The organism is Microbacterium sp. NPDC057659, assembly GCF_042799915.1.
Classification (GTDB): domain Bacteria; phylum Actinomycetota; class Actinomycetes; order Actinomycetales; family Microbacteriaceae; genus Microbacterium.
This window is the reverse complement of record NZ_JBHVHU010000003.1, coordinates 1-26,763: the sequence shown is the minus strand read 5'-3', so window position 1 is coordinate 26,763 and position 26,763 is coordinate 1. Positions and strand designations below refer to the sequence as shown.

29 protein-coding genes and 1 rRNA gene are annotated in these 26,763 nt (G+C 68.4%); 11 read left to right on the top strand and 19 right to left on the bottom strand.

Annotated features, from left to right (window positions below):
- Window positions 1-22 precede the first annotated feature (22 nt).
- Both ACFVAE_RS14725 and ACFVAE_RS14720 read left to right on the top strand, forming a co-directional pair.
- On the top strand, window positions 23-1,030 hold the full coding sequence (locus ACFVAE_RS14725; RefSeq protein ID WP_378893691.1) for a LacI family DNA-binding transcriptional regulator: 1,008 nt from the start codon (window positions 23-25) through the stop codon (window positions 1,028-1,030).
- An 88-nt stretch (window positions 1,031-1,118) separates the two neighbouring features.
- Window positions 1,119-3,047 carry a cellulase family glycosylhydrolase gene (locus ACFVAE_RS14720; RefSeq protein ID WP_378893688.1) on the top strand — a complete coding sequence of 643 codons (1,929 nt, stop codon included), beginning with the start codon at window positions 1,119-1,121 and terminating at the stop codon, window positions 3,045-3,047.
- A gap of 54 nt (window positions 3,048-3,101) precedes the next feature.
- Here ACFVAE_RS14720 and ACFVAE_RS14715 read toward each other — a convergent pair whose 3' ends face one another.
- From ACFVAE_RS14715 to ACFVAE_RS14695, 5 genes are all read right to left on the bottom strand, one after another.
- Window positions 3,102-3,506 carry a hypothetical protein gene (locus tag ACFVAE_RS14715; protein WP_378893685.1) on the bottom strand — a complete coding sequence of 135 codons (405 nt, stop codon included), beginning with the start codon at window positions 3,504-3,506 and terminating at the stop codon, window positions 3,102-3,104.
- Between the two features lie 114 nt (window positions 3,507-3,620).
- Window positions 3,621-4,385, bottom strand: a complete 765-nt coding sequence (locus tag ACFVAE_RS14710; RefSeq protein WP_378893682.1) for an ABC transporter permease — start codon at window positions 4,383-4,385, stop codon at window positions 3,621-3,623.
- Window positions 4,382-5,152: an ABC transporter ATP-binding protein gene (locus ACFVAE_RS14705; protein ID WP_378893679.1), complete on the bottom strand. Its 771-nt coding sequence runs from the start codon at window positions 5,150-5,152 to the stop codon at window positions 4,382-4,384. The genes ACFVAE_RS14710 and ACFVAE_RS14705 overlap by 4 nt, the downstream gene beginning before the upstream one ends.
- Window positions 5,149-5,517 carry a DUF1048 domain-containing protein gene (locus ACFVAE_RS14700; RefSeq protein WP_378893677.1) on the bottom strand — a complete coding sequence of 123 codons (369 nt, stop codon included), beginning with the start codon at window positions 5,515-5,517 and terminating at the stop codon, window positions 5,149-5,151. The genes ACFVAE_RS14705 and ACFVAE_RS14700 overlap by 4 nt, the downstream gene beginning before the upstream one ends.
- Before the next feature lies 1 nt (window position 5,518).
- On the bottom strand, window positions 5,519-5,872 hold the full coding sequence (locus ACFVAE_RS14695; RefSeq protein WP_378893674.1) for a PadR family transcriptional regulator: 354 nt from the start codon (window positions 5,870-5,872) through the stop codon (window positions 5,519-5,521).
- A 126-nt stretch (window positions 5,873-5,998) separates the two neighbouring features.
- On the opposite strand from ACFVAE_RS14695, the gene ACFVAE_RS14690 reads away from it, so the two are divergent.
- Entirely contained in the window at window positions 5,999-7,378 is a 1,380-nt protein-coding gene (locus tag ACFVAE_RS14690; RefSeq protein ID WP_378893671.1) for an MFS transporter, read from the top strand.
- 9 nt (window positions 7,379-7,387) lie between these two features.
- Here the strand turns inward: ACFVAE_RS14690 and ACFVAE_RS14685 are convergent, their stop codons facing one another.
- The 6 genes from ACFVAE_RS14685 to ACFVAE_RS14660 all read right to left on the bottom strand — a co-directional run bounded on the left by ACFVAE_RS14685 (window position 7,388) and on the right by ACFVAE_RS14660 (window position 11,558).
- Window positions 7,388-7,579, bottom strand: coding sequence for a CDGSH iron-sulfur domain-containing protein (locus ACFVAE_RS14685; protein ID WP_378893668.1), 192 nt, complete (start codon window positions 7,577-7,579; stop codon window positions 7,388-7,390).
- The gene (locus tag ACFVAE_RS14680) at window positions 7,576-8,643 is read right to left on the bottom strand and encodes an iron-containing redox enzyme family protein (protein ID WP_378893665.1); all 1,068 of its coding nucleotides are present in this window, start codon (window positions 8,641-8,643) and stop codon (window positions 7,576-7,578) included. The genes ACFVAE_RS14685 and ACFVAE_RS14680 overlap by 4 nt, the downstream gene beginning before the upstream one ends.
- 157 nt (window positions 8,644-8,800) lie before the next feature.
- Window positions 8,801-9,190 (bottom strand): DUF5684 domain-containing protein, encoded by a 390-nt coding sequence (locus tag ACFVAE_RS14675; protein WP_378893662.1) that lies wholly within the window; start codon window positions 9,188-9,190, stop codon window positions 8,801-8,803.
- Between the two features lie 61 nt (window positions 9,191-9,251).
- The gene (locus tag ACFVAE_RS14670; RefSeq protein ID WP_378893659.1) at window positions 9,252-9,764 is read right to left on the bottom strand and encodes an O-acetyl-ADP-ribose deacetylase; all 513 of its coding nucleotides are present in this window, start codon (window positions 9,762-9,764) and stop codon (window positions 9,252-9,254) included.
- Window positions 9,761-10,591 carry an isocitrate lyase/phosphoenolpyruvate mutase family protein gene (locus tag ACFVAE_RS14665; protein WP_378893656.1) on the bottom strand — a complete coding sequence of 277 codons (831 nt, stop codon included), beginning with the start codon at window positions 10,589-10,591 and terminating at the stop codon, window positions 9,761-9,763. Before ACFVAE_RS14665 ends, ACFVAE_RS14670 begins: the two co-directional genes overlap by 4 nt.
- A 106-nt stretch (window positions 10,592-10,697) precedes the next feature.
- A complete protein-coding gene (locus ACFVAE_RS14660) occupies window positions 10,698-11,558 on the bottom strand; it encodes a CPBP family intramembrane glutamic endopeptidase (RefSeq protein WP_378893653.1) in 861 nt (286 codons plus the stop codon).
- 86 nt (window positions 11,559-11,644) lie between these two features.
- Between ACFVAE_RS14660 and ACFVAE_RS14655 the strand changes: the two genes are divergently transcribed.
- Window positions 11,645-13,723: a bifunctional lysylphosphatidylglycerol flippase/synthetase MprF gene (locus ACFVAE_RS14655; protein WP_378893651.1), complete on the top strand. Its 2,079-nt coding sequence runs from the start codon at window positions 11,645-11,647 to the stop codon at window positions 13,721-13,723.
- A 60-nt stretch (window positions 13,724-13,783) separates the two neighbouring features.
- Here ACFVAE_RS14655 and ACFVAE_RS14650 read toward each other — a convergent pair whose 3' ends face one another.
- Window positions 13,784-14,851 (bottom strand): 3-deoxy-7-phosphoheptulonate synthase, encoded by a 1,068-nt coding sequence (locus ACFVAE_RS14650; protein ID WP_378893649.1) that lies wholly within the window; start codon window positions 14,849-14,851, stop codon window positions 13,784-13,786.
- 327 nt (window positions 14,852-15,178) lie between these two features.
- Between ACFVAE_RS14650 and cls the strand changes: the two genes are divergently transcribed.
- Window positions 15,179-16,639: a cardiolipin synthase gene (gene cls, locus ACFVAE_RS14645; RefSeq protein WP_378893647.1), complete on the top strand. Its 1,461-nt coding sequence runs from the start codon at window positions 15,179-15,181 to the stop codon at window positions 16,637-16,639.
- 9 nt (window positions 16,640-16,648) lie between these two features.
- Here the strand turns inward: cls and ACFVAE_RS14640 are convergent, their stop codons facing one another.
- Window positions 16,649-17,968, bottom strand: coding sequence for a D-alanyl-D-alanine carboxypeptidase family protein (locus ACFVAE_RS14640; protein WP_378893646.1), 1,320 nt, complete (start codon window positions 17,966-17,968; stop codon window positions 16,649-16,651).
- Between the two features lie 140 nt (window positions 17,969-18,108).
- Between ACFVAE_RS14640 and ACFVAE_RS14635 the strand changes: the two genes are divergently transcribed.
- The 4 genes from ACFVAE_RS14635 to ACFVAE_RS14620 are packed head-to-tail and all read left to right on the top strand — an operon-like array spanning window position 18,109 to window position 21,944.
- Window positions 18,109-18,849, top strand: coding sequence for a Type 1 glutamine amidotransferase-like domain-containing protein (locus tag ACFVAE_RS14635; protein ID WP_378893644.1), 741 nt, complete (start codon window positions 18,109-18,111; stop codon window positions 18,847-18,849).
- A complete protein-coding gene (locus tag ACFVAE_RS14630; protein ID WP_378893641.1) occupies window positions 18,846-20,201 on the top strand; it encodes an anaerobic C4-dicarboxylate transporter family protein in 1,356 nt (451 codons plus the stop codon). The genes ACFVAE_RS14635 and ACFVAE_RS14630 overlap by 4 nt, the downstream gene beginning before the upstream one ends.
- A gap of 13 nt (window positions 20,202-20,214) precedes the next feature.
- Window positions 20,215-21,543 carry a threonine/serine exporter ThrE family protein gene (locus ACFVAE_RS14625; RefSeq protein WP_378893639.1) on the top strand — a complete coding sequence of 443 codons (1,329 nt, stop codon included), beginning with the start codon at window positions 20,215-20,217 and terminating at the stop codon, window positions 21,541-21,543.
- 32 nt (window positions 21,544-21,575) lie between these two features.
- Window positions 21,576-21,944, top strand: coding sequence for a hypothetical protein (locus ACFVAE_RS14620; protein ID WP_378893636.1), 369 nt, complete (start codon window positions 21,576-21,578; stop codon window positions 21,942-21,944).
- A gap of 5 nt (window positions 21,945-21,949) precedes the next feature.
- Here the strand turns inward: ACFVAE_RS14620 and ACFVAE_RS14615 are convergent, their stop codons facing one another.
- The gene (locus ACFVAE_RS14615) at window positions 21,950-22,084 is read right to left on the bottom strand and encodes a hypothetical protein (protein ID WP_378893633.1); all 135 of its coding nucleotides are present in this window, start codon (window positions 22,082-22,084) and stop codon (window positions 21,950-21,952) included.
- Between the two features lie 3 nt (window positions 22,085-22,087).
- Window positions 22,088-22,567 carry a hypothetical protein gene (locus tag ACFVAE_RS14610; protein WP_378893631.1) on the bottom strand — a complete coding sequence of 160 codons (480 nt, stop codon included), beginning with the start codon at window positions 22,565-22,567 and terminating at the stop codon, window positions 22,088-22,090.
- Window positions 22,568-22,701: 134 nt separating this feature from the next.
- Here ACFVAE_RS14610 and ACFVAE_RS14605 point away from each other — a divergent pair, with 134 nt between their 5' ends.
- Window positions 22,702-23,364: a haloacid dehalogenase type II gene (locus ACFVAE_RS14605; protein WP_378893628.1), complete on the top strand. Its 663-nt coding sequence runs from the start codon at window positions 22,702-22,704 to the stop codon at window positions 23,362-23,364.
- Window positions 23,365-23,370: 6 nt separating this feature from the next.
- On the opposite strand, the gene ACFVAE_RS14600 is transcribed toward ACFVAE_RS14605, so the two are convergent.
- Both ACFVAE_RS14600 and fdxA read right to left on the bottom strand, forming a co-directional pair.
- Entirely contained in the window at window positions 23,371-23,883 is a 513-nt protein-coding gene (locus tag ACFVAE_RS14600; RefSeq protein WP_378893626.1) for a flavin reductase family protein, read from the bottom strand.
- An 11-nt stretch (window positions 23,884-23,894) separates the two neighbouring features.
- Window positions 23,895-24,221: a ferredoxin gene (gene fdxA, locus ACFVAE_RS14595; protein WP_378893623.1), complete on the bottom strand. Its 327-nt coding sequence runs from the start codon at window positions 24,219-24,221 to the stop codon at window positions 23,895-23,897.
- 82 nt (window positions 24,222-24,303) lie between these two features.
- Here fdxA and soxR point away from each other — a divergent pair, with 82 nt between their 5' ends.
- Window positions 24,304-24,771, top strand: a complete 468-nt coding sequence (gene soxR, locus ACFVAE_RS14590; protein WP_378893620.1) for a redox-sensitive transcriptional activator SoxR — start codon at window positions 24,304-24,306, stop codon at window positions 24,769-24,771.
- A gap of 54 nt (window positions 24,772-24,825) precedes the next feature.
- Here soxR and ACFVAE_RS14585 read toward each other — a convergent pair whose 3' ends face one another.
- Window positions 24,826-26,541, bottom strand: coding sequence for an acyl-CoA dehydrogenase (locus tag ACFVAE_RS14585; protein ID WP_378893617.1), 1,716 nt, complete (start codon window positions 26,539-26,541; stop codon window positions 24,826-24,828).
- A 131-nt stretch (window positions 26,542-26,672) separates the two neighbouring features.
- Window positions 26,673-26,763 (bottom strand): 5S ribosomal RNA (gene rrf, locus ACFVAE_RS14580); the annotation flags it as partial.

The following is a 26,763-nucleotide window of genomic DNA, read 5'->3' as shown; positions in this document are numbered from 1 at the left end:
GAGTGCGCGACGGGGAGGCCGGATGGCGAAGCGGGTGACGATCGGGCAGCTCGCCGAAGAGCTCGGTCTGTCCAAGGCCGCAACCTCGTATGCCCTGCGCGGCAGCGACCAGGTGAGCGCCGAGACACAGCGACGCGCCAAGGAGCTCGCGGCCAAGCGCGGCTGGACCCCGAGCGCGGCGGCGCGGGCGCTGACCTCGCCGCTCGTCGGCGCGATCGGCGTGGTGATCCGGCGCGACCCCCGGCTGCTGGGTAACGAGCCCTTCTTCGTCGGTCTGATCGCCGGCATCGAGGAGGAGCTCGCCGACACCGACGATGTACTGGTGCTGCGCATGATCGGCGCAGACGGCGACCGCGAGGAGGAGATCTACCGCCGATGGGGTGGCGAGCGCCGCGTCGACGGCGTGCTGCTCTTCGATGATCGCCTCGACGACCCGCGCCCCTCGCTGGTGCGCGAGGCGGGCATGGCCTCGGTCATGCTCACCAGCCGCGAACACAGCGACGGACAGGGCATCGTGCTGGATGACCCGCAGGGCGACGCGCGGCTCATGCTGGACCATCTCGCCGCACTGGGCCACCGCAGCGTGCTGCACCTGTCCGGGCCCGCCGCGCTCGTGCACGAGACGGAGCGACGCGCGGCGCTGAACCGCGTCGCGGCGGGGCACGGAGTGTCGGTGACCTCGATCAGCACGGACTACGCGGCCGAGGAGGGCGAGGAGCTGCTCGCCCGGATGCTGCGTGAGAACCGGCCGCTCTCCGCGGTCGTCGCCTCGAACGACCTGCTGGCGGTGGGTGCCGCGAAGGCACTCGAGGGTGCGGGCCGCCACGACGTCGCGGTCGTCGCGTGGGATGACTCACTGCTGTGCAGCCTGCGCAGCCGCCCGCTCACGGCACTCGCCCGCTTCCCCGAGGAGCGGGGACGACGCGGAACGAAGCTGCTGCGCGAGATCCTGCGCGGCGGCGAAGCTCGCACCGTCGCCGCCGCCCCGAGCGAACTGAGAGTGCGCGCCACGAGCACGCCCGCCCGCTGACCACGCTTCGTCCGAACCCCGTACTGTCGGATGCTAGCCTGAACCGGTTCAGATATCCGCTCCGAACACGTCCTCTGGAGGAACACCGATGCGCCGCCCATCCCCGATGCTCACCACCGGCGAGAGTCCCGTCATCTGGCTGGGCGCGAACTTCTGGTCCAAGTCCGGCGGTCCGCGGATGTGGACGGCGTACGACGCCGACCTCGTGCGGGAGGAGTTGCGCGTGCTCGCCGAGCACGGTCTGAACATGACCAGGTCGTTCGTCTACTGGCCCGACTTCCAGCCGACGCCCTACACGCTGGACGAGGACTGCATCACCCGGTTCGCCGACTTCCTGGACGCGCACATCGAGGCGGGGATGACCACCGTGCCCACCTTCATCGTCGGACACATGTCTGGAGAGAACTGGGATCCGGCCTGGCGCGAAGGGCGTGATCTGTACCGGGATTCCTGGTTCCTCGGTCGCCAGGCCTGGTACGTGCGCGAGCTCACCGCGCGCTTCCACGCGCACCCCGCGGTCACGGGCTGGCTGCTCAGCAACGAGGTGCCGATCTACGGCGGCGAAGCGCCTCGCGAGGCGGTGCACGCCTGGGCCGACATCCTCATCGACGCCGTCCGTGCCGGCGGCGGCACCCAGCCGGTGTCGGTCGGCGACGGTGCCTGGGGCATCGAGACCACCGGCAAGGACAACGGGTTCGCACTCGCCGATCTCGCTGAGCGCTCGGACTTCGTCGGCCCGCACGTGTACCGCATGGAGAACGACCAGATCCGGCAGAACCTCAAGTCGGCGTTCGTCACCGAGCTGTGCCACATCGGCGAGCGCCCCGTCGTGCTCGAGGAGTTCGGCGTCACCAGCGACTACGTCTCCCCCACCGGCGCAGCCGACTACTACCGCCAGCAGCTCTACAACACCTTGCTCGCCGGAGCCACGGGCTGGATCGCCTGGAACAACGCCGACTACGACGACCTGGCCACGCAGCGCCCCTATTCGCATCACCCCTTCGAGATGCACTTCGGCATCACCGATCGCACCGGCGCTCCGAAGCCTCCGCTGCTCGAACTGCAGCGCTTCGCCGCCGACCTCGCCGCGATCGATGTCGCAGGAGTCAGCCGCGAAGACGTCGATGCCGCGATCATCGTGCCCTCGCACCTGGCGGCGGACTATCCGTTCACCTACCTCGAGGAGCGGCAGACGATCGTCCGCACCACCGAGCAGGCGTACCTCGCCGCCCACGCCGCGCACCTTCCCGTCGCTCTGCTGCGCGAGCGTGAGGACGGCGGACTCGACGACGACGCCCGGCTCTACCTGCTGCCCTCGATCAAGCAGCTCTGCGCGACCAGCTGGACGCAACTCGGCGAACTGGCCGAAGACGGCGCGACCGTCTACGCCTCGTACTGCGTCGGTGAGGCCGCCGAACAGCGTGGACCATGGTGGGCGTACACCGAGGAGCTCTTCGGAGTGCAGCGCGAGAACCTCTACGGAATCGTCGAGCGCGTCGCGGACGAGGTCGTCGGCATCCGCTTCGTCGAGGAATTCGGCGGAATCGCCGCGGGCACCCGACTCGAGGTGCGCGCGGGCGGCACCGAGCACTCCCGTGCGTACCTTCCCGTCACCCCGACCTCGGGAACGGTCGTCGCGGTCGACGACCACGGCCGTCCCGTCCTCGTCGTGCAGGAGCGCGGAGCCGGCCGACTCGTGCTGGGCACCTATCCGCTGGAGTACTTCGCCGCGGTGAACGCACACGTCAACCCGGACGACACCTCGCGGCTGTACCGCGCGCTCGCCGACGTCGCCGGCATCCGTCCGGCCGTCGATCCCGGCGATCCGCGGGTCTTCGTCGACACGCTGCGTCACCGCGACGGCGCGCGATTCGCCTTCTTCGTCAGCCAACACGACACCCGGGTGTCGATCGAACCGCGCTCCGAGCACCGGCTCGCCACCCTCGACGGCGACGACGGCTCGCGGGTCGACCTGCCGCCCTTCGGCGTAGCGATCCGGCGCCTCGTCACGGACTGACCGCGTCCGCTGCCGGCCCTCTGAGCGATCAGGGGGCCGGTTCCGGCATCCGCCTCAGGATGCCGCCGTCATCATCGAGTCGCGCATCGCCATGCAGGCATCCATGCAGGCCTTGCAGGACTGAGCGCACATCCGGCAGACCTCGCTGTGGTTCGCGTGCTCCATGCACTTGTCCATGCAGTACTGGCACATGGCGATGCACGCATCGAGCATCGCCATCATGACCGGCGACGTCATGCCCTGCATGCGCATCATGCCGCGCATCATCGTGTTGCACATGTCGGCGCAGTTCATGCATGCCGGAGCGCAGTCCATCATCTGCATCGAGCAGACCGTGCACGCCTGCTCGCAGGCCGAACACGCGTCCATACAGGCCTGCATGACCGACATGTCCATCATCATGTCCATGTCGGCCATCTTCATGTCCTTGGACATCATGTCCATCATCATCGCGTCCATCTCGCCCGCACCCTTCTGTTCAGAATCGGCGGGCGATTCGTCCGCCTGACGCCAGGGTACGCCGACGGCTCCCCTCTGAACAGAGTCCGAGGGGAGCCGATTCGGCGCCTGCTGTCAGCGCAGCTTCTTCTTGTAGATGGACACGGCGATCGCGTAGGCGACGATCAGGATGCCGAGCATCCAGGCCAGTGCGATCCAGATGTCCGAACCGACCGGCTGCCCCGCGAACAGGGCCCGGATCGTGTTCACGATCGAGGTCACCGGCTGATTCTCCGCGAACCAGGCCACCGGGCCGGGCATCGTCGAGGTCGGAACGAATGCCGAGCTGATGAAGGGCAGGAAGATCAGCGGGTAGCTGAACGCACTCGCCCCGTCCACCGTCTTCGCCGACAGACCCGCGATCACAGCCAGCCAGGTCAGCGCCAGCGTGAACAGGACCAGGATGCCGGCGACGCCCAGCCAGGCGCCGAAGGATGCCCCGGTACGGAAGCCCATGATGAACGCGACTCCGATCACGATCGCCACCGAGACGATGTTCGAGACCAGCGAGGTGAGCACGTGCGCCCACAGCACGCTCGAGCGTGCAATCGGCATCGACTGGAACCGCTCGAAGATCCCGCCCTGCATGTCCAGGAACAGCCGGTACGCCGTGTACGCGATGCCGGAGGCGATGGTGATCAGCAGGATGCCCGGAAGCATGTAGTTGATGTACGACTCGTCGGTGCCGGTGTTGATGGCACCGCCGAGGACGTACACGAACAGCAGCATCAGCGCGATCGGGGTGACCGCCGTGGTGATGATGGTGTCGGGGCTGCGCAGGATGTGCTTCAGCGAGCGCCCGGTGAGCGTGCCGGTGTCGGCAAGGACGTGCGTGGTCATGATTGTTCTCCTGAGCCTGACGAAGGGCCTACGAGTGCGAGGAAGACTTCCTCGAGAGTCGGCTGCTTCTCGACGTACTCGACGGTCGCCTGCGGAAGCAGCTTCTTGAGTTCGGTGAGCGTGCCGTTCTGGATGATCACGCCCTGGTGCAGGATCGCGATGCGATCCGCCAACTGCTCGGCCTCATCGAGGTACTGCGTGGTCAGCAGCACCGTCGTGCCGCCGTTCGCGAGCTCGCGCACGGTGTCCCAGACCTCGATGCGCGCCTGCGGGTCGAGACCCGTCGTGGGCTCGTCCAGGAAGATGACCGGCGGGTTGCCGATCAGGCTCATCGCGATGTCCAGCCGACGGCGCATGCCGCCGGAGTACTCGCCGGCCTTGCGGCCGCCGGCATCCGTCAGCGAGAACCGCGCGAGCATGTCGTCCGCGATCGCGCCGGGACTCGTGAGGTGGCGCAGCTTGGCGACCAGCACGAGGTTCTCACGCCCGGTGAGCACCTCGTCGACCGCGGCGAACTGCCCGGTCAGGCTGATCGACTCGCGGACGTCGCCCGGAGCGGATGCCACGTCGAAGCCCTGCACGGATGCCGTGCCGGCATCCGACTTCAGCAGGGTCGAGAGGATGCGCACCAGCGTCGTCTTGCCGGCCCCGTTGGAGCCGAGCAGGGCGAAGATACTGCCGGCGGCCACCTCGAACTCGACGCCCTTGAGCACCTCGAGGTCCTTGAACGACTTCCGGATACCTTTTACTTCGATGGCTGCGGTCATGATCGCTGCTCCTTCTCCGCGTCGTCGATGGTCTTCGTGAAGCGCGTGCGCTCCTTGTCGATCCACTCCTTGCCGGCGTACGCCTTGGCGAACGTCTCGGCGAAGTCGACCGGGTCGGCGCCGACGATGTCGCGCACCGGGGTGCCGTCGGCTGCGGCGGCCTCCCAGAGGTCCGCCATGTCGGTGAACATCTGCATCAGCGTCTCGCCGTCGGTGATTCCGCCGGCGTACATGAGGTAGCGATGCATCGCCAGTGCCGACGCGCGGTACGGCTCCGGCAGCCCCTCGATGCGGGCCTTGTCCTGCTTGTACTGCTTCTTCTGCTCGAGCGATCCGGTGATCACTTCGATCCACTTGGCGGCCATGTCAGGCTCCTTCTTCGTTCGTCGCACTGCTGTCTTCGGTGTGGAGCTGGGTCAGTCGGTCTGCGAGGAAGCTCCACGTCCTCCAGAACTCTTCGAGGCTCTGCCGGCCCTGCGCGTTGAGCGTGTAGACCTTGCGCGGCGGGCCCTTCTCGGACGGCACCTTCTCGACGTCGACCATGCCCCGCTGCTCGATCCGCACCAGCACCGCGTAGACGGTGCCCTCGGCGATGTCGGCGAATCCGCGATCCCGCAGCGAGGCGGTGATCTCGTATCCATAGGCGGGGCGCTTCGCGAGGACCGCGAGGACGACGCCTTCCAGGACGCCCTTGAGCATCTCGGTCTCCTGCTTGCCCATCGGAACTCTCCCTTCAGTACTCGGTGTTGCTGACTACCAGTAGAAAGTAACACTGAGTACCGGTACTTAGCAACACCGAATAGCAAAATTCTTCTGAGATTCCTTCGGCGGGCGTAGTGTCGGGCCGTGGCATCCCTCTCCAGCACGCAGCGACTGGTCGTCTCGATCGCCGTGCTCGCATCGTTCGTGACCTTCCTCGACGGCACGGTCGTGAACGTCGCGCTGCCCGCGATCAGCGAGGAGCTCGGCGGCGGCATCAGCACCCAGCAGTGGGTGGTCGACGCCTACCTGATCACGCTCAGCGCACTGATCCTGCTGGCCGGTTCTCTGTCCGACGCCTACGGGCGGGTGCTGATCATGCGCATCGGGCTCATCGCCTTCGGCGTGGCATCCGTCGCGGTCGCCGCGGCGCCTGATCCGCTCGTCCTGATCATCGCGCGCGCCGCGCAGGGCGCAGCCGGCGCACTGCTGGTGCCGAGCTCGCTCGCGCTGATCACCGCGACCATGCGTGGTCCCGTGCAGGCGCACGCGATCGGCGTCTGGACCGCGTTCACCACGGCGGCGCAGTTGGTCGGACCGCTGATGGGCGGGCTGTTCGTCGACTTCCTCACCTGGCGACTGGTGTTCCTCATCAACGTGCTGCCGATCGCCGTGAACCTGTTCCTGCTGGGCAGGCTGCGACTGCCGGAGCATCCGCGCGGCGCGAAAGTGGACTGGTTCAGCGGCATCCTCTGCGCGGCGGGACTGGGCGCTCTGGTGTTCGCGCTGATCGAGCAGCCGCGGCTGGGCTGGTCCTCCCCCGCGATCTGGCTCCCGCTCGTCGGGGGAATCACGATGCTCGCCGGCTTCCTGCTGCGACAGGCCAGGGTGCCGCATCCGCTGATGCCGCTGGACATGTTCCGGGTGCGCAACTTCGGCTGGGGCAACCTCGCGACGCTGTTCATCTATGCCGCGCTGTCTTTGAACGGCTTCGTCGTCGTGGTCTACCTGCAGCAGGGCGCGGGACTCGGTGCCACCGAGGCGGGGCTGGCGAGCCTGCCGATCACGATCCTCATGATCCTGCTCAGCTCCCGCGCCGGCGCTTGGGCGGGCAAGTACGGTCCCCGGATCTTCATGACGGTCGGTCCGATCCTGATGGGCCTGGGCGCCCTGCTGCTGCTCACCGTCGGCATCGAGTTCAACTACTGGTGGCAGGTGCTGCCATCGATGCTCGTGATGGGCCTCGGCCTGTCGATCACGGTCGCGCCGCTGACCGCCGCGATCCTCGGATCGATCGACGAGAGCCGCAGCGGCATCGCGTCAGCGGTCAACAACGCGGTCTCGCGTGTGGCCGGACTACTGGTGGTCGCGATGATCTCGACGATCGTCGGCGGGATGCTCGACCTCGCCGGCTTCCACAGCGCGGCGATCGTGACCGCCGTGCTGATGATCGCCGGCGGGCTCGTCTCGTGGATCGGCATCCGCCGAAACCCCGTCGAGGCGGATGCCGCCGAAGTCGGGGCCTGACCACGCCGTTCAGTCGGTGCGGAAGCCCGCAGCCTTGTGGGACCCGTCGCAGAGCGGCTTGATCGAGGAGAGTCCGCAGCGGCAGAGGGCGATGGTGCGACGACGCCGTGGGATCGGCTCACCGTCCTCGTCCTGCAGGTCGAACGCGCCGCGCACGAGCAGCGGCCCGTTCGGATACGGCGTGATCGTCGTCGGAATCATGATGCGCTCCGCTCTCCGTCGCCGCGGAGCGACGAGACTCCCGCCTCCCAGCATCCGAGGATCCGCTCCGCGACCCAGCCGTCCGCAGCGAGGCAGGCGGCGGCACCGAAGAGGATGTCGGGGAGCAGCTCAGGGCGATCCTCGGCGAGCGCCCCGGCAAGGTCGTGCCCGGCGATCTGCTCGTGCACGGCATCCGCCTCGACGTGCTCGTCGTAGTAGTCGGTGACGTCAGTGCCGAAGCCGAGACGACTCAGCCCCTGGGAGTAGAACCGGCTGGGGATCGACGAAGTCATCTCGAACGCCGCGAGGTGGCCGACGATCGCCCCCAGCAGCCTGCGGTTGAGGCCGAACAGCGACATCGTGTTCATCGATGCCAGCGTGACCGCGGGGACGCTGTCGACGTAGGCGCCGTAGGCATCGTCCAGCCCGGCGCCGCGCATGGCCTTGGCGAACAGTTCGGCGTGCACGCGCTCCGGCCGTCCGCCGCCGTACTCGTCGGACTGGATCTCGACGAGCGCCGCCTTGGCTCTGCCGGTCAGCCTCGGGATGGCCCAGCTGTGCGGATCGGCCTCGCGCAGCGTGTAGATCGAGCGGTGCACGAGGAATTCGCGGGCCTGGCCGGCATCCGCCCTCCTCGCGATGAATCGTGCGAGGCTGGGCCCGCCGTCCTGCCCTGTGAGCGCGAACAGAGCCTCCGCGACGTCGGCCGCGTTCGGGTCCGGTGATTCCGGCACGACCACCCGCTCGCGCAGGTCGGCCTCGAAGGCGTCCTCCAGCACCCGGCGGATGCCGAGGAGCTCCCCGTCCCATTCGCGGTCGGCGTCGATCCCCGGAAGAGACCCGTAGTGCGAGGCGTAGAGAAGGAACAGCGACAGCTGCACGTCATCGTCATGCACCAGGTCACGGCTGCCCGAGACCAGCTCCTGGGCGAGGACGAGGCTCTCCTCCCCCGCGGCAGGCTCGTCGCCGTCGTCGGAGAGCCTGCCGAGCACCAGCAGGCTGAGCGGGCCGCGCGCGCGGATCGGGATCGTCATCGTCTCGGGGATGTCGGAGAGTACGGTCACCTGGTCCTCCTCGGTTCGTCGTTGACCGATCATCGCCCGTGCAGGAGCGGAAGGCACGGGGCTTGACGAGCGCACCTGGCGCGGGTACGTCCGGGAACGGCAAGGGGCCGGCGCATCCCTGCGGATGCGCCGGCCCCTTGTCGGTGTCAGTAGGTGGTCAGACCGGCTTGGTGTAGGTGTCGCTGCTGAAACCGGTGACGAAGTAGCCGATCGGGTTGAGCAGGAAGAGCAGGAAGAACGAGAACGCGCCGCCGTGGCCGAACGCGCGGCCGTTGCGCAGGGCGACGATGATCGCGAGCACGATGTTCGCGATCGGCACGAAGTAGAGCAGTCCGAACCAGGCCGACAGCCCCGCGACCTTGACGAGCACGAAGAGGTTCACGATCGGGATGATCGCGAGCCAGCCCGGGTACCCCGCCTTCGTGAACGTCTTCCAGTAGGCCGCGATCATGGCGACCCAGTAGATGAGCCCGAAGATCACGCCGACGGCGCCGACGCCGGCACTGATGCCCTGGTTGATCGGCTCCATGTCCGAGAAGAAAGTCATAGGGAGAGCATAGGGGGCTGCGCTGGATTCTGTGAATAGCCTGAACGTGTTCTCCGTCAGATCAGCGGCGTGCGGCGAGCGCATCCTGCACCTGATGGTGTGCGGTCTCGTCGAAGGCGACGATCCGGGCATCCTCGACGCGGGTCGGAGCACCGAGGATCGTGTCGATCGCGGCGTCGATCGCGTCCTCGCGCGGCCACCCGTAGACACCGGCGCTGATCAGCGGGAAGGCGATGCTGTGCGCTCCGAGCCCGTCGGCGACCTCGAGCGCTCGTCGATAGCAGGACACCAACAGCGAGCGATCGCGCTGCCCGGCGTTCCAGTTCGGCCCGACGGTGTGCACCACCCACTGCGCAGGCAGGTCGCCGGCTGTGGTCCAGCCGGCATCGCCGGTCGCGAGGCCGTCCGGGAAGCGGGCGATGCAGTCCTGCAGGATCGCCGGACCACCGGCGCGGTGGATCGCCCCGTCGACGCCTCCACCGCCGCGCATCGCGTTGTTCGCGGCGTTGACGATGACGTCGACGCGCTGAGTGGCGATGTCGCCGAGGACAGCGGTGAGGGAGACCGCACTCATACGCCGAACCGCCGCTGCAGGTCGGCGTAGGTCGCCGCCCCGTCGAGGAATCCCAGCGTGCCGGTCTCGAACAGCTCGGTCGCGGCAGCCTCGATCGCGCTGAACGCCGCCCGGGCGATGCTTCCGCCCACACTCACGCGTCTGACTCCGAGCGAGATCAGCGTCGGCGCGTCGAGCACGGGCGCGGTGAGGCCTGCGACCATGTTCAGCGGGGCGGGGATCTCGGATGCCAGGCGGCGGATCGTCTCGGCGTCGCGCACGCCGGGCACGAAGATGCAGTCCGCACCCGCGTCGATGTAGCGGATCGCCCGGCTCACGGTCTCCGCGAAGCAGTCCCCGTCGAACGAGGAGAAGTACGAATCAGTACGCGCGTTGAGCACGAACGTCCCCGCCGGCGCTGCGGCGCGTGCCGCGGCGATCCGCTCCGCCGCCGCTTCGGCGTCCAGCAGGTCACCGCCGATCGCATCCTCGAGATTGCCACCGGCGAGGCCCAGCTCGGCGGCGCGCGCGACCGTGAATCCGACGTCCTCGGGCGTCACTCCGTAGCCGGCCTCGAGGTCGGCCGACACGGGCACGCCCACAGCACCGACGATCGCCGCCAGGTTCTCGAACATCGTGTCCGGCCCGATCGGACCGCCGTCTGGCATGCCGCACGACCACGCGATACCGGCACTGGTGGTGGCGATCGCCGGGAACCCCACCTGCTCCAGGATGCGCGCGGAACCCGCGTTCCACGCGTTCGGTATCAGGAAACCCGGTCCCCTGTGGAGCGCGAGCAGCGCCCCGCTGCGCGTCGCCGTGCCTCCGTTGTCGTCGAGAATGTCCATGAGGCCCCCAGTCGGTTGCCTCCCCCATCGTCAATTGAGCGGCCTCGACGCACTCGACGTCAAGGGGTTGCGCCGATCATTGCGTCCAGAAGTTCGCGGGCCTTGCTCAGCTCGTTGCCTGCGACGCCCCGGCTGTCTTCGCAGGAGCGGGGTAAGCACGTCCACGGATGAAGATCAGCAGCACGAAGCCGGCGATGATCAACAGCGTCGTAACCGGACCGGCGAGGGTGAGCAGCGTGTTCGTATGAGCGCCTTCGACGTCGATGCCTCCGGTCGCGAGGAACGACGTCGGGTCCGTGAGCCCGTGCAGGATGACGGCCCAGAGCAGGTTGCCCGTCACGCGCATGATGAGATACATCAGCACTCCGAAGGCGAAGGTGTAGACGAGGGTGCCCCCGACCGTCACGATCGACTGCCCGGACAGCAGATTGCCGGAGTGCAGCAGAGCGAAGAACAGTGCGGACACCGCCGCCACCGCCCATTCTCGGTGCCCGGCCCGGCGCATGATCTCGACGACGAGACCCCGCGTCAGCAGCTCCTCTGACAACCCGATGAAGAGCCCCGTCACGAAAGTCATGATGATGGTCCCTGCCGAGTACGCCGAGTAATCAATGCCGAACAGCCGCAGCAGGATCGGGAGCGCGACGAGGACCACGGCGATCCACATCCACCAGCGACCGGGCACCGGCTGCCCGGTGAACAGCGGCTTGGGCAGCCAGCCGACCGACCAGGCGAAGGCGAGCAGCAGCAGGGAACCGACGATGACGGGGAGCCCGAGGCCGAAGAAGACACTCGCCGCCGAGGAGAACATGCCGTCGGCTGTCGCGGATTCCGTCGCGCCCGCCCACAGTGCCGGCACGAGCTGGTAGATCACGACGTAGACGAGCGTCAGGATCAGCGCCTTCCACCAGCCGCCCCTGTTCCAGAACCTGCGCCAGCCGTTCTCGGTGGTGGTGTTGTCGGACACGGTTCTCCTCGGCGTTCTGCGGATTCAGCCGCGCCAGCATACAGCCGGCGAGGACGGCGACACGAGTGTTCCGCCACAATGAGAAAATGACCGACGACGCCGGCACCACACGGACGGCACCGCGCAGCATCCTGCGGCGCCTGCCGGTCACACTGCTGATCCTCGCTGCGCTGCTCGCCGCAGGTGTCGCGACCGGCGCGCTGTGGGCCCCGTTCCAGGACAGCCCGCTCTGGCACGACCTGGCCTACGGGCTTCCCGCCCTCGCCGACGGCCGGTGGTGGACCCCGGTCACCGGCACGTTCCTGGCAGCGCAGCCGCCCGGGTACCTGCTGCTCGTCGCCTGCCTGCTGGGCGTCGCATATCTGGAGTGGCATCGCGGCTGGCGCATGACTCTGGCCTGGTTCGCGGGTGGGCAGCTGTTCGCCATCCTCGCCACCGCGGGTCTGCTCTGGCTGCTCTCTGTTGTCACTCCGGCCTGGCCGTGGGTTCAGCATCAGGCTGCGGCGCTGGATGTCGGGCCCAGCGGCGGGCTTCTCGCCTGCATCGCCGTCGCGGTCGGCGTGCTGCCCTCGCCGTGGCGCAACCGCGCATGGCTCACACTGCTGACCTACGTCTTCATCGCGCTGCTGTTCTGGGGCGACATCGCCGACCTCGAGCACACGGCCGCGGTCGTGCTGGTGCTGGCCGTCGACCGGTCGCTCACCCTGCGCCGTGCCACAGTGCGCGAGCAGCGGCTGCTGGCGTTCTGGGCGCTGATCGTGCTGATCGTGATCTCGACGATCGTCGACTACGTGCCGACCTCAGGGCCGTTCGGCGACACCGTGCCCTCCGAGACGCTGCACTGGAGCGTGCTGATCGACGTGGTGATCACGCTGCTGGTCGTCAACGGGCTGCGCCGCGGCCGGCGCTGGGCATGGCTGCTGTCGCTGCTCTACGCCGTGCTGAACGTGCTGCTCGGAGGGCTGATCGTTCTCCTGCTGATGCTGTCCGCGGGAAAGGATCTCGAGGACCTGGGCCTGAACGCCCGGATGGCAGTGGCCACCAGCATCCTGTGGGTGCTGTTCCTGATCATGCTGCTGATCGAACGTCGCGCCTTCCGGTGGCGGCGCCGGCCGCCGCTCGGCGGGGGCACCGCGCCCACCCGCGACGACGTGATCCTCGCGCTGCAGCAGCACGGCGGCGGGACGCTGTCATGGATGACGACCTGGGAGCCGAACGAGTATCTGCGCACGGCCGGAGGGATCGTGGCGTACCAGCGGCACAACGGGGTCGCGCTGGCCTTGGCCGACCCGATCGGCGATCCGTCCGACCGCGCGAAGGCCGTGACCGAGTTCATCGAGCGCGCAGAGCGCGCGGGCACCACCCCGTGCTTCTTCAGCGCGGACGACGCCACCCGAGCCGCTGTCCCGGAGGGCTGGCAGAGCCTCGTCGTCGCCGATGACACCATCGTCGATCTGCCCGGCCTGGAGTTCACCGGCAAGCGCTGGGGCGCGATCCGCACGGCGACCAACCGTGCACAGCGCGAGGGCGTGACGTTCACCGTCTCGAAGCTGGCGGACGAGCGCTGGGGCGTGCGCGCGCAGCTGCAGGCGATCTCCGAGCTGTGGGTGGGCGACAAGGACCTCCCCGAGATGCGCTTCACGCTCGGCACGCTCGCCGAGGCTGAGGACCCGCACGTGCGCGTCGCGATCGCCACCGCCGAGAACGGCGACGTGGAAGGGTTCCTGTCTTGGCTGCCGGTCTACGGCCCGGAGGGCGCGGTGCGCGGATGGACCCTGGATCTCATGCGCCGCCGCCCCGGCGGGTTCCCTCCGGTCATGGAGTACCTGATCGGGATGTCGGCCGCGGCGTTCCGCGACGAGGGTGCCGAGTTCCTGTCGCTCTCCGGGGCTCCGCTCACGCACGACTACCCGCCGGAGGCCGGCGCGATCGCCGCGCTCAGCACGAGACTCTCGGACCTGCTCGAACCCGTCTACGGCTTCAAGTCGCTGCACCGCTTCAAGGAGAAGTTCCACCCGCGCTACGAGACGCTGCACCTGCTGTACCGCGAGACGACCGACCTGCCCCGCATCGGCGTCGCCCTGACCCAGGCGTTCCTGCCGGGCGCGACGCTGCGCCAGTATGCGGCGGCCGGCCTGGACCTGGTCAAGCGCGACGACGAGTGACCCGCAGTTCGTCCCGTGACGGCGCTGTCAGAAGGGGACGGACTGCGGCCCGAGCATGTGTCACCGCCGTGCGCGGACCCCTTCCGCGAGCAGCTCCAGGCCTTCGACCGTGACGTCCCAGCCCATGCAGGCGTCCGTCACGCTCTGACCGCGCACCAGCCCGTCCGGCCCGACCGTGACGTCGAGCTTCTGCGCGCCGGCGACCAGGTTGCTCTCCATCATCACGCCGGCGATCGCGCGACCGTCCTCGGCGATCTGCGCGGCCAGCTCGGCCACGACCACAGCCTGCCGCAGGTGATCCTTGCCGCTGTTGCCGTGGCTGGCGTCGATGATCAGCCGGTCGCACGCTCCTGCCGCCGAGAGCCGCTGCGCGGCCCGGTCGACGTGCTCGCGACCGTAGTTCGGGCCGTCGGCGCCGCCGCGCAGGATGACCGACGTGTCCGGGTTGCCGGTGGTCGTGACCAGACTCGCCCGTCCGTCGGCGTCGATCCCGAGGAACGCCTGCGGAGCGGATGCCGCGACCGCGGCGTCCAGTGCCACCTGCAGCCCGCCGTCCGTTCCGTTCTTGAACCCGATCGGCATCGACAGTCCCGAGGCGAGCTGGCGGTGCAGCTGGCTCTCGGTGGTGCGCGCGCCGATGGCACCCCACGTCACCAGGTCGGCGATGTACTGCGGGCTGATCATCTCGAGGAACTCCGTCGCACACGGCATCCCGAGCTCGACCACGTCGCGCAGGAAACCGCGCGCCTGCCGCAGTCCGGTGGCGATGTCGTGGCTGCCATCGAGATACGGGTCGTTGATCAGGCCCTTCCAGCCGACGGTGGTGCGCGGCTTCTCGAAGTACGTGCTCATCACGATCAGCAGGTCGTCGCCGAGCAGCGAAGCCTCGCGCGTCAGCCGGGCGGCGTATTCGAGCCCGGCATCCGGGTCGTGGATCGAGCACGGCCCGACAACGACGAGCAGCCGGTCGTCTTCACCCGACATGATCGCGCGCACCTCGTCGCGAGTGCGCGCGACGAGCGCGGCCGCGTCGTCGTCGAGCGGATGCTCGGCGAGGATCTCCGCGGGCGTGGGGATGGTGGTGAAGCCGGCGACGTGCAGATCTGAGGTGGCGTCGAGTGTGTGCATGGGTGCTGTCCTGTTCTGGGTGGATTCCGGACGGACCCGAGAGCAGAGCCCGCCGAAAACGGCGAAAGGCAGAGCATTCGCTCTGCCTTTGTCGGCTCTGGAAGAGGTCGGTGCGCGCTAGATCTGCGCCGGCTCCTCCAGAGCCGACTCAAAATACGCATACCGACGGGTGATCATGCGTGCAAACCTATCACCCCTGGCCACAGACCCGGCGACCCTGCAGCGCTCGAGCGTTGCGCCGGGGTGGCCCCGCCCAGGTCGGATGAGCTTCACGGACCGGCGAGCTCCGGCGTGACACACTGAAGCGACCCCGCCCGAAGGAATCGCATGTCCGCACTGTTCTCCGCCAACCTGATCTGGACGATCGTCGCGCTCGCGGCTCTCGCGATCAACGTGCTCGCCCTCATCTACATCCCGCGCGGCCGCAAGCCCACCGCGGCGATGGCCTGGCTGCTGCTGATCTTCCTGGTGCCGTTCGTCGGCATGGGGCTGTACCTGCTGATCGGCAACTTCCGGCTGCCGAAGAAGCGCCATGACGAGCAGAAGCGCATCACGGCGATGATCAAGGAGGAGTCGGGCGATCACGTCGACGTCGAGGCTCCGCGGTGGCTGCAGCGCGTCGCGATCCAGAATCATGCGCTGACCGGACTGCCGGTCGTCGGGGATTCCTCCGCCGAACTGATCGACGACTACCAGGGCTCGATCGACGCCATGGCGGCCGCGATCGACACGGCGAAGACGTACGTGCACGTCGAGTTCTACATCGCCGCCTGGGATGACACCACCCGCGGCTTCTTCGCGGCGATGGAGCGCGCCGTGCAGCGCGGCGTCACCGTGCGCCTGCTCGCCGACTACATCGCGTCGCGCAAGATCCCGAAGTCGGAGGAGACCTTCGCGGAGCTCGACCGCATCGGCGTGAAGTGGGCCTGGATGCTGCCGTTCCGCCCGTTCAAGGGCGAGTACCAGCGCCCCGACCTGCGCAACCACCGCAAGCTGGTCGTCGTCGACGGTGCGGTCGGCTTCGTCGGCTCGCAGAACCTCATCTCGCGGGACTACAACGCCGAGAAGAACATCAGGCGCGGACTCATGTGGCAGGAGCTCGTCTCGCGTGTCGAGGGCCCGGTCGTCGCGCAGGTGGATGCCGTGTTCCTCAGCGACTGGATGATCGAGACCGGCGAGGACCTCTCCGGTCTCGAGCGCGTTCCGGCATCCGCTGTTCCGCGGCCGGCGGATGCCGGGCTGCACTGCCAGATGGTGCCCAGCGGCCCGGCCTACGGCACCGAGAACAACCTGCGGATGTTCCTCTCGCTGATCCACGGGGCGACCGAGAAGGTCATCCTGACCAGCCCGTACTTCGTGCCGGACGAGGCGATGATCTACGCGATCACCACCGCCTGCCAGCGAGGCCTCGACGTGCAACTGTTCGTGTCGGAGCTGGGCGACCAGGGCATGGTCTACCACGCGCAGCGCTCGTACTACGAGACGCTGCTGCGCGCGGGCGTGCGGATCTTCCTGTACCCGGCGCCGTACATCCTGCACGCGAAGCACTTCTCGATCGACGACGACATCGCCGTGATCGGGTCGAGCAACATGGACATCCGCTCGTTCAGCCTGAACTCCGAGATGTCGCTCCTGGTGCGCGGCGAGTCGTTCGTCGGGCAGATGCGCGAGGTGGAGCAGAAGTACCGGGATGCCGGTCGCGAGCTCACTCTCGAGGAGTGGCTGCGCGAGCCCGCGAAGTCGACCTTCCTCGACGGGGTGTTCCGCCTGACCTCGGCGCTGAACTGAGCGCCCCGCTCACTTGCCGAGCAGATCGGGGTGAGTGAGCCGCCACCACTCGTCGGGCTGGCCGATCGTGCCCTTCAGCCGCACATCGGCGGAGGTCGTGTTCGGGCCGGCCTTCCAGGTGATGCTGCCCACGACCTCGCCGTCGGCGTAGGACTGCGGTGCGTTCAGCTTCATGCTCACCTCGATCGGCGTGTCCGACCAGGTGAGGATCGTGGCGCCGGACGGGATCACCAACTGGGCCTCATCGCCCCACGGCGTCACGATATGCCCGACCGGCTGTCCCGACTCGGCGACGGTGATCTGGTGGAAGCCCTCGCGGATGCTCGCGAGCAGCGCCTTCACGTTGTCGGCGACCGCTCCGTTGGTCGCACCGCCCATCACCACCCCGACGACCGAGATCGGCTTGGCGATGCCGACATCCAGCGACGCGGTGTAGAGCAGGTTCTGCGCGCCGGCACCGAGGTTACCGGTCTTCAGCCCGGTGACGCCCTCGACGCCGAGGAGCCCGTTGGTGTTGGAGAATCGGCCGAGCGACGGCACCTCGATGGACGGCTTCCCGGCGAGCGCAGCGACCGTCGGGTTCGCCGCGGCGAGACGGCCCAGCGCGATCAGGTCGGTGGGGGTGCTGGTGTTCCGCGGGCTGATGCCGGTCGGCTCCACGATCCGCGTGTTCTTCAGTCCGTGCGCCGCGAGCCACTTCCGAGCCGCGCTGAGGAAGGCCCCACGTGACCCGAACGCCCAGGTCGAGACCGCGTCGGCGTAGTTGCTGGCCGAAGGGATGAGCATCATGGCGATCGCGTCACGCTCCGACATCGAGCTGCCGGTCGGCATCTCCGCGATGGTCGCGCCCTGCACGTAGTACTGGTCGTACAGGTCGTGGTCGGCTTTGCTGAACCGGATCGTGGGACCGGGGTCGGCGGCGCCGGCGAGCGGCCTGCGCTCGAGCACGACGAGGGCAGTGATGAGCTTGCTGATGCTCGCCATCGGACGGGAATCGTTCGTGCCGGTCTTCACCCAGATCCCCGGCGTCTTGCCGAGATACTCCTCGGCCCCGGAGAGGCTGAGCGCGGACGTGCTCTCCGGCAGCGCGAGCGCCACGGCGGCGGATGACGGCGGATCGGGTGTGTGCGAGGAGGTGACGGGCTCGGGCAGCGATGCGCTCAGCGCCCACCAGACGTATCCGCCTGCGGCGGCGAGCGCCAGAACGAGCAGGATCGCGGTGATCAGCAGGGCGATCCGTCCGCCCCTGCCGCGGGCCGCGCGGTCGGGCTCGGTCGCGCTCGGCGGCCCCTGGAAGAGTCCGTCGAGGTCGGCGAGGTCGTCCGTCACGTCGTCATGTGTCTTGATGGCTCCCCCAGGCCTGAGCTGTGATCTCATCATGCCTCACCCGAGCGATCCCGCAATGGCCCCTCGCCTTCGACTGGTGAAGACCGCTAGCTTATGCGCAGGGGACGGAAGCGGAGGACGCGATGGCGCACGTGGTGGCGACAGGGGCCGGCAAGGTCATGATGGAGCGGCGGAACGATCCGACGCACGAGTACATCCTCGGGCTCACGGGCAAGGAGCGGCCACGGGTACTGTTCCTGGGGACGGCGACCGGTGATGACCCCGCCTACATCCTCAGTTTCTACACGACGTACCATGCGGACCGGTGCGCACCCCACCACCTTCCGCTGTTCCACAGGGCGATCGATGACCTCGCCGGGTTCGTGAAGGGATTCGACGTGATCCACGTCGGCGGCGGCAACACGGCGAACATGCTCGACGTCTGGCGCCGGCAGGGTCTGGACGAGATCATGCGTGAGATGTGGGAGGACCCGGCCTCGAACACCGTGTTCACCGGCGGCAGCGCCGGCGGGATCTGCTGGTTCGAGGGCGGCACCACCGACAGCTACGGTCCCACCCTGCAGGTGCTGCCGGAGGGACTCGGATTCCTGCACGGCAGTTTCTGCCCGCACTACGACGCGGAGGATCAGCGGCAGCCGCTGTTCCACGAGGCGCTGCGCAGCGGCGAACTCGCCCCGGGATACGCCGTCGGCAACCTGCAGTCCCTGCACTTCGACGGTGCCGATTTCGTCACGGCGATCAGCCCCGTCGAGGACCCGCTCGCGCTGCGAGTGGAGGCGATCGACGGGCGGATCGTCGAGACCGCCCTGCCGTCGAAGGTGCTCGCCGGCACCGGTCCGATCGTGAAAGGTCCATCCTCGTGAACGACAGCATTTGGATCCTGATCGCCGAGCTCCTGGTCGTCATCGGCGCGATCTACATGGGCACCCGCACCAGCGGGATCGGGCTGGGTGTCTGGGGCCTGGTCGGCGTGGCCGTGCTGGTCTTCCTGTTCGGGGAGGCACCGGGCAGCGCCCCGGTGGATGCCGTCTTCATCGTCATCACGGTGATCACCGCGGCCTCCACCATGCAGGCGGCAGGGGGCATCGACTGGATGGTCTCGGTGGCCGCGAGAGTGATCCGCAAGCGACCGAGATCCGTGGTGTTCCTCGCCCCGGCGATGTCCTTCCTGTTCACCGTCGGGGCCGGCACCGGCAACATCTTCTACCCGCTTCTTCCGGTCATCTACGACGTCTCCTACCAGCAGAAGATCCGCCCCGAGCGTGCGCTGTCGGTGTCCGCCGTGGCATCACAGGTCGGCATCCTCTGCTCGCCCGTCTCAGCGGCGACCGCCTCGATGGTGGTGCTGCTCGCGCCGCAGGGTGTCGATCTGGGCGGGCTGCTGCTTATCATGTGGCCGGCGTCGATCGCGGGGCTCTTCCTCGCCGCGCTGGTCATGCTCAAGCACGGCAAGGAACTCGATGACGACCCCGTCTACCAGCAGCGGCTGGCGGACGGGCAGATCAAGCCGCCGGCCACGGACGCACATGAGAAGAAGCTTCCCCGCGCCGCCGTGCTGTCGGCGACGCTGTTCCTCATCGGCGTGGGCGTGATCGTCCTGTTCGGCCTGTTCGAGAGCATCCGTCCGATCATCGGCACCGACGACGACGGCGACCCGGTGCGGCTCAGCGTCACGGTCATCATCGAGGTGATCATGGGCGTGATCGCCGCGCTGATCTTCCTGCTCTGCAAGGTGAAGGCTTCCGACGTCCCCAAGCAGCCGACGTTCCCGGCGGGTATGGTGGGCGCGATCGCGCTGTTCGGCATCGCATGGCTGGCGAACACGTTCGTCGCCTCGAACCAGCAGATGATCGTCGATGGGCTCGGTTCCGTGGTCTCCGGGTCGTCCGCCTTCCTCGGAGCGCTGCTGTTCGCGCTGGCCCTGTTCGTGGTCGCGATGCTGACCACGAGCCAATCCAGTGCCACGAACGCAATCGTGCCGATCGGCATCACGATCGGGCTGCCCGCGCCGCTGCTGGTCGGGCTGTGGCCGTCGGCCATGGGTATGTACACGCTGCCGGCCAACGGCAGCCAGGTCGCCACCGCGGCCTTCGACCAGACCGGAACGACCAAGCTCGGCAAGTACGTGTTCGACCACTCGTTCCAGCTGCCGAACCTGGTGTACGTCGGTACGGCGATCATCGTCGGCGTGGCGCTGTCCTTCGTCCTCGGCTGACCCCCAGCGCAGCATGACCTCCCCCGCCGACGCCGTCGTCCTCAATCGGTTTCTGCTGGGGCTGGCCGAGGGGATGACGGCGTCGGACGAGTCGGTGGATCGCATCCGCGACACCATGGCGACCCTCGCGGACGCGTACGGCAGCACCGCCACCGACATCGTCATCCTGCCCACGGTGATCCTCATCGAGACCGGCGGCGAAGAGGATCGTGTCTCGCTGCGGTCGACGCTGTCCGCGAAGTTCCGGTTCGACCAGATCGCCGCGCTGTACCGGTTGATCGAACAGGCGAAGACCGCGTCCGTGGCCCCGGATCAGGGCATCCGCCGTCTCAACGAGATCGGTGCCATGCGCCCCCGATACGGGTGGGCGGTGCGCACGCTCGGCCATGCCCTGCTCACTCTGGGTCTCGCTCTGATGCTGGCGCCGACCTGGCAGGGCGCGATCATCGCGTTCGTGCTGGGTGCGGGCATCGGCCTGCTCAAGCTCGTGCGCTCGCCGACGCTGCAGCTGGTCATGCCGATCGTCGCGGCGTTCGTGTGCGCGACCGGTGTGTTCCTGCTCGCCGAGGTGATCGACATCGGCGACCCCATCCATCTGCTGATCGCGCCGCTGGTGACGTTCCTGCCGGGCGGCGTGCTCACCACAGCCACGGTGGAGCTCGCGGCAGGGCAGATGATCGCCGGCGCGTCGCGGCTGGTCTACGGATTCGTCCAACTGGCGCTGTTGGCGTTCGGCATCCTCGCGGCCGGCACGCTGGTGGGCGTGGACTCGGCGGACTACGAACCGCTCGAGGGCGGCGGGACCGTCGCATGGTGGGTGCCGCTGATCGGCGTGCTGGTCTTCGCCACAGGCAACTACCTGCACTTCTCGGCGCCGCCGTCCACGTTCGGGTGGGTGCTGCTCGTGCTCGCGGTCGCCTACGCCGCGCAGACGATCGGCGGCCTCGTGCTCGGTCCGACCGTGAGCGGGTTCATCGGCGCTCTCGCGATGACGCCGGTGGTGCTGTGGATAGCCGGCCTGCGCAACGGCGCACCGTCACAGCTGACCTTCCTGCCGGCGTTCTGGCTGCTGGTCCCCGGTGCCGCCGGGCTCGTGGGCCTGACCGAGGCGGTCGCCACGGACGGCGGCCTGGCCGACTTCACCGCAGCTCTGGTGTCGGTGATGTCGATCGCGCTCGGCGTGCTGATCGGCACCGCGCTGTACCGAGTTGTGCACCACGGCGCCGAGGAGATCGTCCAGTTCGCCGTTGCGCTCCCGGTCGCGCACGACACGGATACGCGGAGCACCTTCACGCAGCGCGTGAAACGCTGGTGGCACCGGGAACGCGGAGGGAACCGCTGACGGGACGCCGTCAGGCGGGTGGGGGACCACGGATGAGCAAAGACGCAGACCGGAGAGAGGCGGAACAGATCGGCGCCGGCACCGGAGTCACGGCGGGCATCGGTTACCTGCTCCTTCAGGCAGTCGCCTCCTACGCCGGGTTCCTGATCCTCGTCATGTCCGCCCTGAGCATCGCCGGATGCGGTGACAGTTGCGACTACGCCTTGGCCGGCGCAAGCATGCAGGCGCAGATCTGGGGCAGCGTGGTCCTCTGGATCCTGTCGGCGATCGCCGTCACCTGGCGTGCCCTGCTCCGCAGGACGAGCTGGTGGGTGCCTCTGGTCGGCATCGGTGCCGTCGCGCTGCTGACGATCGGAACGAGCATCGCGATGGACATCGCCACGCCGACGCTCGGTTCGTAGCCCCGTCAGTCGGTGACCTCATCGAACAGCTGCGCAGCCTCCGCCTCGAGCTCACGATCGGGCTGCTCGGGGTGCGCCGCCAGAAAATCGGCCTGGAGCCGTGCGCATCGGCTGGCGTGAATGACGGCATGGAGCAGCATCCGTCACCTCACTGCTCCTCGGCGGACTTCGCCGAGCGTGTGGCATCCGGGGCAGGGAACCGCGATCCGGTCGCCGGGCCCGATGTCGCCGGGCAGCGAGACCAGCGGGGAAGTCGCATCCGAGACGCGGAAGAACTCCTCGTAGGCGTGCGAGATGCGGCCGATGAGGCGCATCTCTCCCCATTCGGGCGAGAGGTGCGCCAGATCCGCATCGAGTTCCAGCGCACCGCGCGCCGTGTCGACGACGGACGCGACGACGACCGTGGTCGAATGCTCCGGTGACGCGATCCCGCCCGAGTTCGGGATCACCGCAGGCGCCGTGCACGTGCAGGGCGTGCCGCAGAGCTCGGCATATCGCCGCAGGGAGATCGCGGCGATGGTCACGTCGTCGAGCAGGGCGATCGAGCGGGCCGGCCAGCGCGTGTGGTCGATAGGCAGCGGGATGCTGTTGCGCAGCGTGGGAAGGATGGAGGTCAGAGTCACGCCCTCCGGTCTACGCCGCCGCCTCGGGGCGGGGAACCCGTCCTCACGGTTCCCGGACGGAGGAGGGGCGGATCCTCGCGGGAAGCCCTGACCGCGACTCGCTGTTGTCCCGGATGAAGGGAAGGCGGGATGCGATGACGCAGGTGCTCCACGGGATCGAGGTCGTCGTCTTCGACGTGCTCGGCACGCTGGTGGACGAGCCAGGTGGGCTGGCGGCGCAGATCGCCGCCACCGGAGAGGAGGATCCGGCGCGCTGGGTCGATGACTGGCAGCAGTACGTCGCCGACCAGCAGGCGCGGATTGCGCGCGGCGAGCGCCCGTATGCTCCGTCGTCGATACTCGACGCCGAGGTAGCGGCCCGCGTCGGCGTGCCCGCGCTCACGACGGTGACCCGGTCTCTCCCGGCCTGGGATGACAGCGCCCACGAGGTGGCGCGCCTCGCGCAGCACGTGACGGTGCTCGGCCTGTCGAATGCGGATGCGGCGACGCTGCAGGCCCTCGGCCGCCATGCCGACCTGCGTTGGCACCGGGCGGTGTCGGCGGAGCGCGTCGCCGCCTACAAGCCGGATGCGGCGGTGTACCGCGCCGCGATCGACGATGCCGCGGTTCCCCCGAGCCGTATTCTCATGGTCGCCGCTCACGCCTGGGATCTGCGCGGCGCGGCCCGGGCAGGCATGCGCACAGCGTACGTGCCCCGGCCAGGAGGCGACGCGCCGATGTCGGACGACCGGTTCGACGGCTCGTTCGGGACGCTCGCGGAGCTCGTCGATGCGGTGGTCACCGGCACCCGGCTCTGACGTTGGTCAGCCAGCGGGCGGCAGCGCGTGGAACGCGCGGTCGACGTAGATCAGCGGGCGGCTCTCGCGGCCTGCGATCACCTCGACGACTTCGGCGATGACCACCGTCGACGATCCGACGGCGACGGTCTGCAGCGGGCGGGAGCGCAGCGCGACCCGTGCGGCGGGCAGGTGCGGTTCGCCGGTGGGCAGAATGTCCCAGCCCTGCTCGGGCGTGAATCGCTCGGAGCCGCTCACCGCGAAGCTCTGTGCGAGTGCGGAGTGGTCGTCGTCGATGAGGTGCACGACGAAGCCGTCGGCCGCGAGGATCGCCCCCGCGCTGCCGGTGGCGCGGGTCACGGAGAACACGATCGCGGCGGGGTCGACGGCGACCGACGCGACGCTCGACGCGGTCAGTCCGACCGGGCCGCTCGGGGTCATCGCAGTGATGATCGCGACCCCGGCGGGATGCCTGCGGAACGCGGCCTTCATGGCCTCGCCGACCTCGGAGGGGACCGGTGCGCCCGGAGTCACGGTCATCGCGGGCGCGCTCACTCGGCCACCGCCTGAGGCGGAAGGGCAGCGATCAGAGGGTGATCGAAGTCGTAGGCTCCGGTCTTCGCCGCGCCGCCCGGCGACCCGATCTCGTCGAAGAACTCGACGTTCGCCTTGTAGTAGTCGGCCCACTCCTCAGGGATGTCGTCCTCGTAGAAGATCGCCTCGACGGGACAGACCGGCTCGCAGGCTCCGCAGTCCACGCATTCATCGGGGTGGATGTAGAGCGATCGCTCGCCCTCGTAGATGCAGTCCACCGGACACTCGTCGATGCAGGCCCTGTCCTTGACGTCGACGCATGGCAGCGCGATCACGTAGGTCATCGGAGGGCGTTCTTCGTTCGGGTCACCGTTCCAGCGTAAAACCTCAAGTAACCTTGAGGTCAAATCGAGCGAAAGTTTCCTCATGACAGCAGAGCCCGCGCACACCCCGGACGAGCCGCTGACGATCGGCGAGATGAGCCGACGTACGGGCGTCGCGCCCTCGGCGCTGCACTTCTACGAGAGCCTCGGGCTGATCGCATCGACGCGCACGCCCGGGAATCAGCGTCGCTATGCTCGCCACATGCTGCGGCGCGTCTCGCTCATCACGGTCGCGAAGAATCTCGGGCTTCCACTGTCGGAGGTCAAAGAGGCGTTCGCGGATGTCCCGCTCACGCGGACACCGAGTCACGAGGAGTGGGCGCGTGCCTCTCGGCGCTGGAAGCGCGAGCTCGAGAAGCGCCGCGAGGGCATCGAGCGCCTGGAACGGGAGCTGACCGGATGCATCGGCTGCGGATGTCTCTCGATGCGGGCCTGCGGACTGCTGAACCCCGACGATGCTCTCGGCACGCAGGGCGCCGGCGCACTGCGGCTGCAGGACGACGCGGACTGATCACGAGAAGAAGGCGCTGCTCCGATCATCTCGGAGCAGCGCCTTCTTGCCGTCTTACGCGACCTCGCCGGCCGCGACGGTCTCGGCGAGCATGTGCACGCGGGGCAGGTGGTGGGCGCCGTAGAAGTCGGCGGAGACCAGGCGGGCGGCATCCGCCGCATCCGTCGTGTCATGCGCGAGCACCGCGGCCACGGCGAGGCCATGCATCCAGCCGCCGGCGAGAGTACCGAGCAGCATCAGGTAAGGCACGCTGACGCCGTAGGCGTCGCGGGTCTGGCCGAAAGCGACCAGTGCAGCGGTGGCCGCGCGAGCCGAGGCGATCGCGCGCTCGAGGCGGTCCGCGGTGCGCGTGGCCACGGCGTCATCCAGCCCCCGCAGGACGGTGACGGTCTTCTCGATCTGCGCGAACAGCTCCTCCGCGGTCGCCCCGCCGTTGCGGATCACCTTGCGGCCGATCAGGTCGTTCGACTGGATCGCCGTGGTGCCCTCGTAGATCGGCATGATCCTGGCATCCCGGTAGTGCTGCGCGATGCCGGTCTCCTCGATGAAGCCCATGCCACCGTGCACCTGGATGGCGTCGCTGGTCAGGGCGACGGCGTCCTCGGTCGCCCACCCTTTCAGGATCGGAACGAAGAACTCGGCGAGTGCCCCGGTTCCATCGGTCTCGGCGCGGTCGAACAGGTCGCCGAGGTACACGCCCAGCGCGCGCATCGCGAAGACGCGGCTCTGCATCGAGAGCAGCAGGCGGCGGACATCCGGATGCCCGGCGATCGACGTCCCTGCGGGGCGATCGAGCACGCCGCCCTGACGGCGCTCGTCGGCGTAGGCGGCGGCCTGCTGGTAGGCGCGATCCGAGATGCCGGTGGCCTGGAAACCCATACCGGCGCGGGCGGAGTTCATCATGACGAACATTCCGGCCAGTCCCCCGCCGACCTCGCCGACGAGGTAGCCGGTGGCGTCCTCATAGGCGAGCACGCAGGTCGGACTGCCGTGGATGCCGAGCTTGTGCTCGATCGACGCAGTGGTGACGGCGTTGCGCTCGCCCGGCTCTCCGTCCGCGTCAGGAACGTACTTCGGCACGACGAACAGCGAAAGGCCCTTGGCGCCTGCCGGGGCATCCGGGGTGCGCGCGAGCACCAGGTGCACGATATTCGGCGCGACGTCATGGTCGCCCCAGGTGATGAAGATCTTCTGGCCGCTGATTCCCCAGCTGCCGTCGGCGCGAGGCGTGGCCATGGTGCGGATCGCACCCAGGTCGGTGCCCGCCTCGGGCTCGGTGAGGTTCATGGTGCCGGTCCACTCGCCGGACACGAGCCTGGTGAGGTAGGTCTCACGGATCTCGTCGGATGCTGCAGCGTCCAGCGCGTGGATCTGGCCGGCCGAGAGCAGCCAGCACAGCGCGAAGGCCGCGTTGGAGCCGTTCCAGATCTCGCCCAGCCCGGCACGGATCGAGCCGGGCAGGCCGTCGCCACCAGCGGACTCCGGCGCCTCGGCGGTGACCCAGCCGGCCTCGACGAAGGCCTGGTAGGCCTCGGGGAAACCGTCGGGCAGGTGCACCTGACCGTTCTCGAGGCGGGCGCCCACACGGTCGCCGACCGTCTCGAGAGGAGCGAGGACGGATGCTGCGAACTCGCCTGCTCCCGCCAGGATCTCAGTGGCATCCTCAGCGCTGAAGGCACCGCCGGTGCCGCGCGCGACCAGATCGAGGCCGAATGCCTCGCCGAACAGGAACGCGTAGTCAGAGACCGGGGGGATGTAGTCGGATGCCATCGGGGACTCCATTCTGCGACACCGCATGTGTTGAGACTGCGGTTCAGTCTAACTGGTATCCAGTCCCATCGATAGTCCGTGTTAACGCGAAAGAGCCACCCAGCTTTGGGTGGCTCTTTCGTTTAGAAGGAGTTCGGCGGTGTCCTACTCTCCCACAGGGTCCCCCCTGCAGTACCATCGGCGCTGTGAGGCTTAGCTTCCGGGTTCGGAATGTGACCGGGC

Bases quoted from the DNA above. Each gene is read 5' to 3' on its own strand.
- ACFVAE_RS14725 (WP_378893691.1), top strand. From the start codon at position 23: ATGGCGAAGCGGGTGACGATCGGGCAGCTCGCCGAAGAGCTCGGTCTG.
- ACFVAE_RS14685 (WP_378893668.1), bottom strand. From the start codon at position 7,579: ATGATTCCGACGACGATCACGCCGTATCCGAACGGGCCGCTGCTCGTG.
- ACFVAE_RS14585 (WP_378893617.1), bottom strand. From the start codon at position 26,541: ATGGCATCCGACTACATCCCCCCGGTCTCTGACTACGCGTTCCTGTTC.
- ACFVAE_RS14615 (WP_378893633.1), bottom strand. From the start codon at position 22,084: ATGCTGCTCCATGCCGTCATTCACGCCAGCCGATGCGCACGGCTCCAG.
- fdxA (WP_378893623.1), bottom strand. From the start codon at position 24,221: ATGACCTACGTGATCGCGCTGCCATGCGTCGACGTCAAGGACAGGGCC.
- ACFVAE_RS14695 (WP_378893674.1), bottom strand. From the start codon at position 5,872: ATGGGCAAGCAGGAGACCGAGATGCTCAAGGGCGTCCTGGAAGGCGTC.
- ACFVAE_RS14710 (WP_378893682.1), bottom strand. From the start codon at position 4,385: ATGACCACGCACGTCCTTGCCGACACCGGCACGCTCACCGGGCGCTCG.
- soxR (WP_378893620.1), top strand. From the start codon at position 24,304: ATGACAGCAGAGCCCGCGCACACCCCGGACGAGCCGCTGACGATCGGC.
- ACFVAE_RS14625 (WP_378893639.1), top strand. From the start codon at position 20,215: ATGACCTCCCCCGCCGACGCCGTCGTCCTCAATCGGTTTCTGCTGGGG.
- ACFVAE_RS14720 (WP_378893688.1), top strand. From the start codon at position 1,119: ATGCGCCGCCCATCCCCGATGCTCACCACCGGCGAGAGTCCCGTCATC.
- ACFVAE_RS14700 (WP_378893677.1), bottom strand. From the start codon at position 5,517: ATGGCCGCCAAGTGGATCGAAGTGATCACCGGATCGCTCGAGCAGAAG.
- ACFVAE_RS14715 (WP_378893685.1), bottom strand. From the start codon at position 3,506: ATGGACGCGATGATGATGGACATGATGTCCAAGGACATGAAGATGGCC.
- ACFVAE_RS14605 (WP_378893628.1), top strand. From the start codon at position 22,702: ATGACGCAGGTGCTCCACGGGATCGAGGTCGTCGTCTTCGACGTGCTC.
- ACFVAE_RS14675 (WP_378893662.1), bottom strand. From the start codon at position 9,190: ATGACTTTCTTCTCGGACATGGAGCCGATCAACCAGGGCATCAGTGCC.
- ACFVAE_RS14620 (WP_378893636.1), top strand. From the start codon at position 21,576: ATGAGCAAAGACGCAGACCGGAGAGAGGCGGAACAGATCGGCGCCGGC.
- ACFVAE_RS14635 (WP_378893644.1), top strand. From the start codon at position 18,109: ATGGCGCACGTGGTGGCGACAGGGGCCGGCAAGGTCATGATGGAGCGG.
- ACFVAE_RS14670 (WP_378893659.1), bottom strand. From the start codon at position 9,764: ATGAGTGCGGTCTCCCTCACCGCTGTCCTCGGCGACATCGCCACTCAG.
- cls (WP_378893647.1), top strand. From the start codon at position 15,179: ATGTCCGCACTGTTCTCCGCCAACCTGATCTGGACGATCGTCGCGCTC.
- ACFVAE_RS14705 (WP_378893679.1), bottom strand. From the start codon at position 5,152: ATGACCGCAGCCATCGAAGTAAAAGGTATCCGGAAGTCGTTCAAGGAC.
- ACFVAE_RS14665 (WP_378893656.1), bottom strand. From the start codon at position 10,591: ATGGACATTCTCGACGACAACGGAGGCACGGCGACGCGCAGCGGGGCG.
- ACFVAE_RS14600 (WP_378893626.1), bottom strand. From the start codon at position 23,883: ATGACCGTGACTCCGGGCGCACCGGTCCCCTCCGAGGTCGGCGAGGCC.
- ACFVAE_RS14655 (WP_378893651.1), top strand. From the start codon at position 11,645: ATGACCGACGACGCCGGCACCACACGGACGGCACCGCGCAGCATCCTG.
- ACFVAE_RS14650 (WP_378893649.1), bottom strand. From the start codon at position 14,851: ATGCACACACTCGACGCCACCTCAGATCTGCACGTCGCCGGCTTCACC.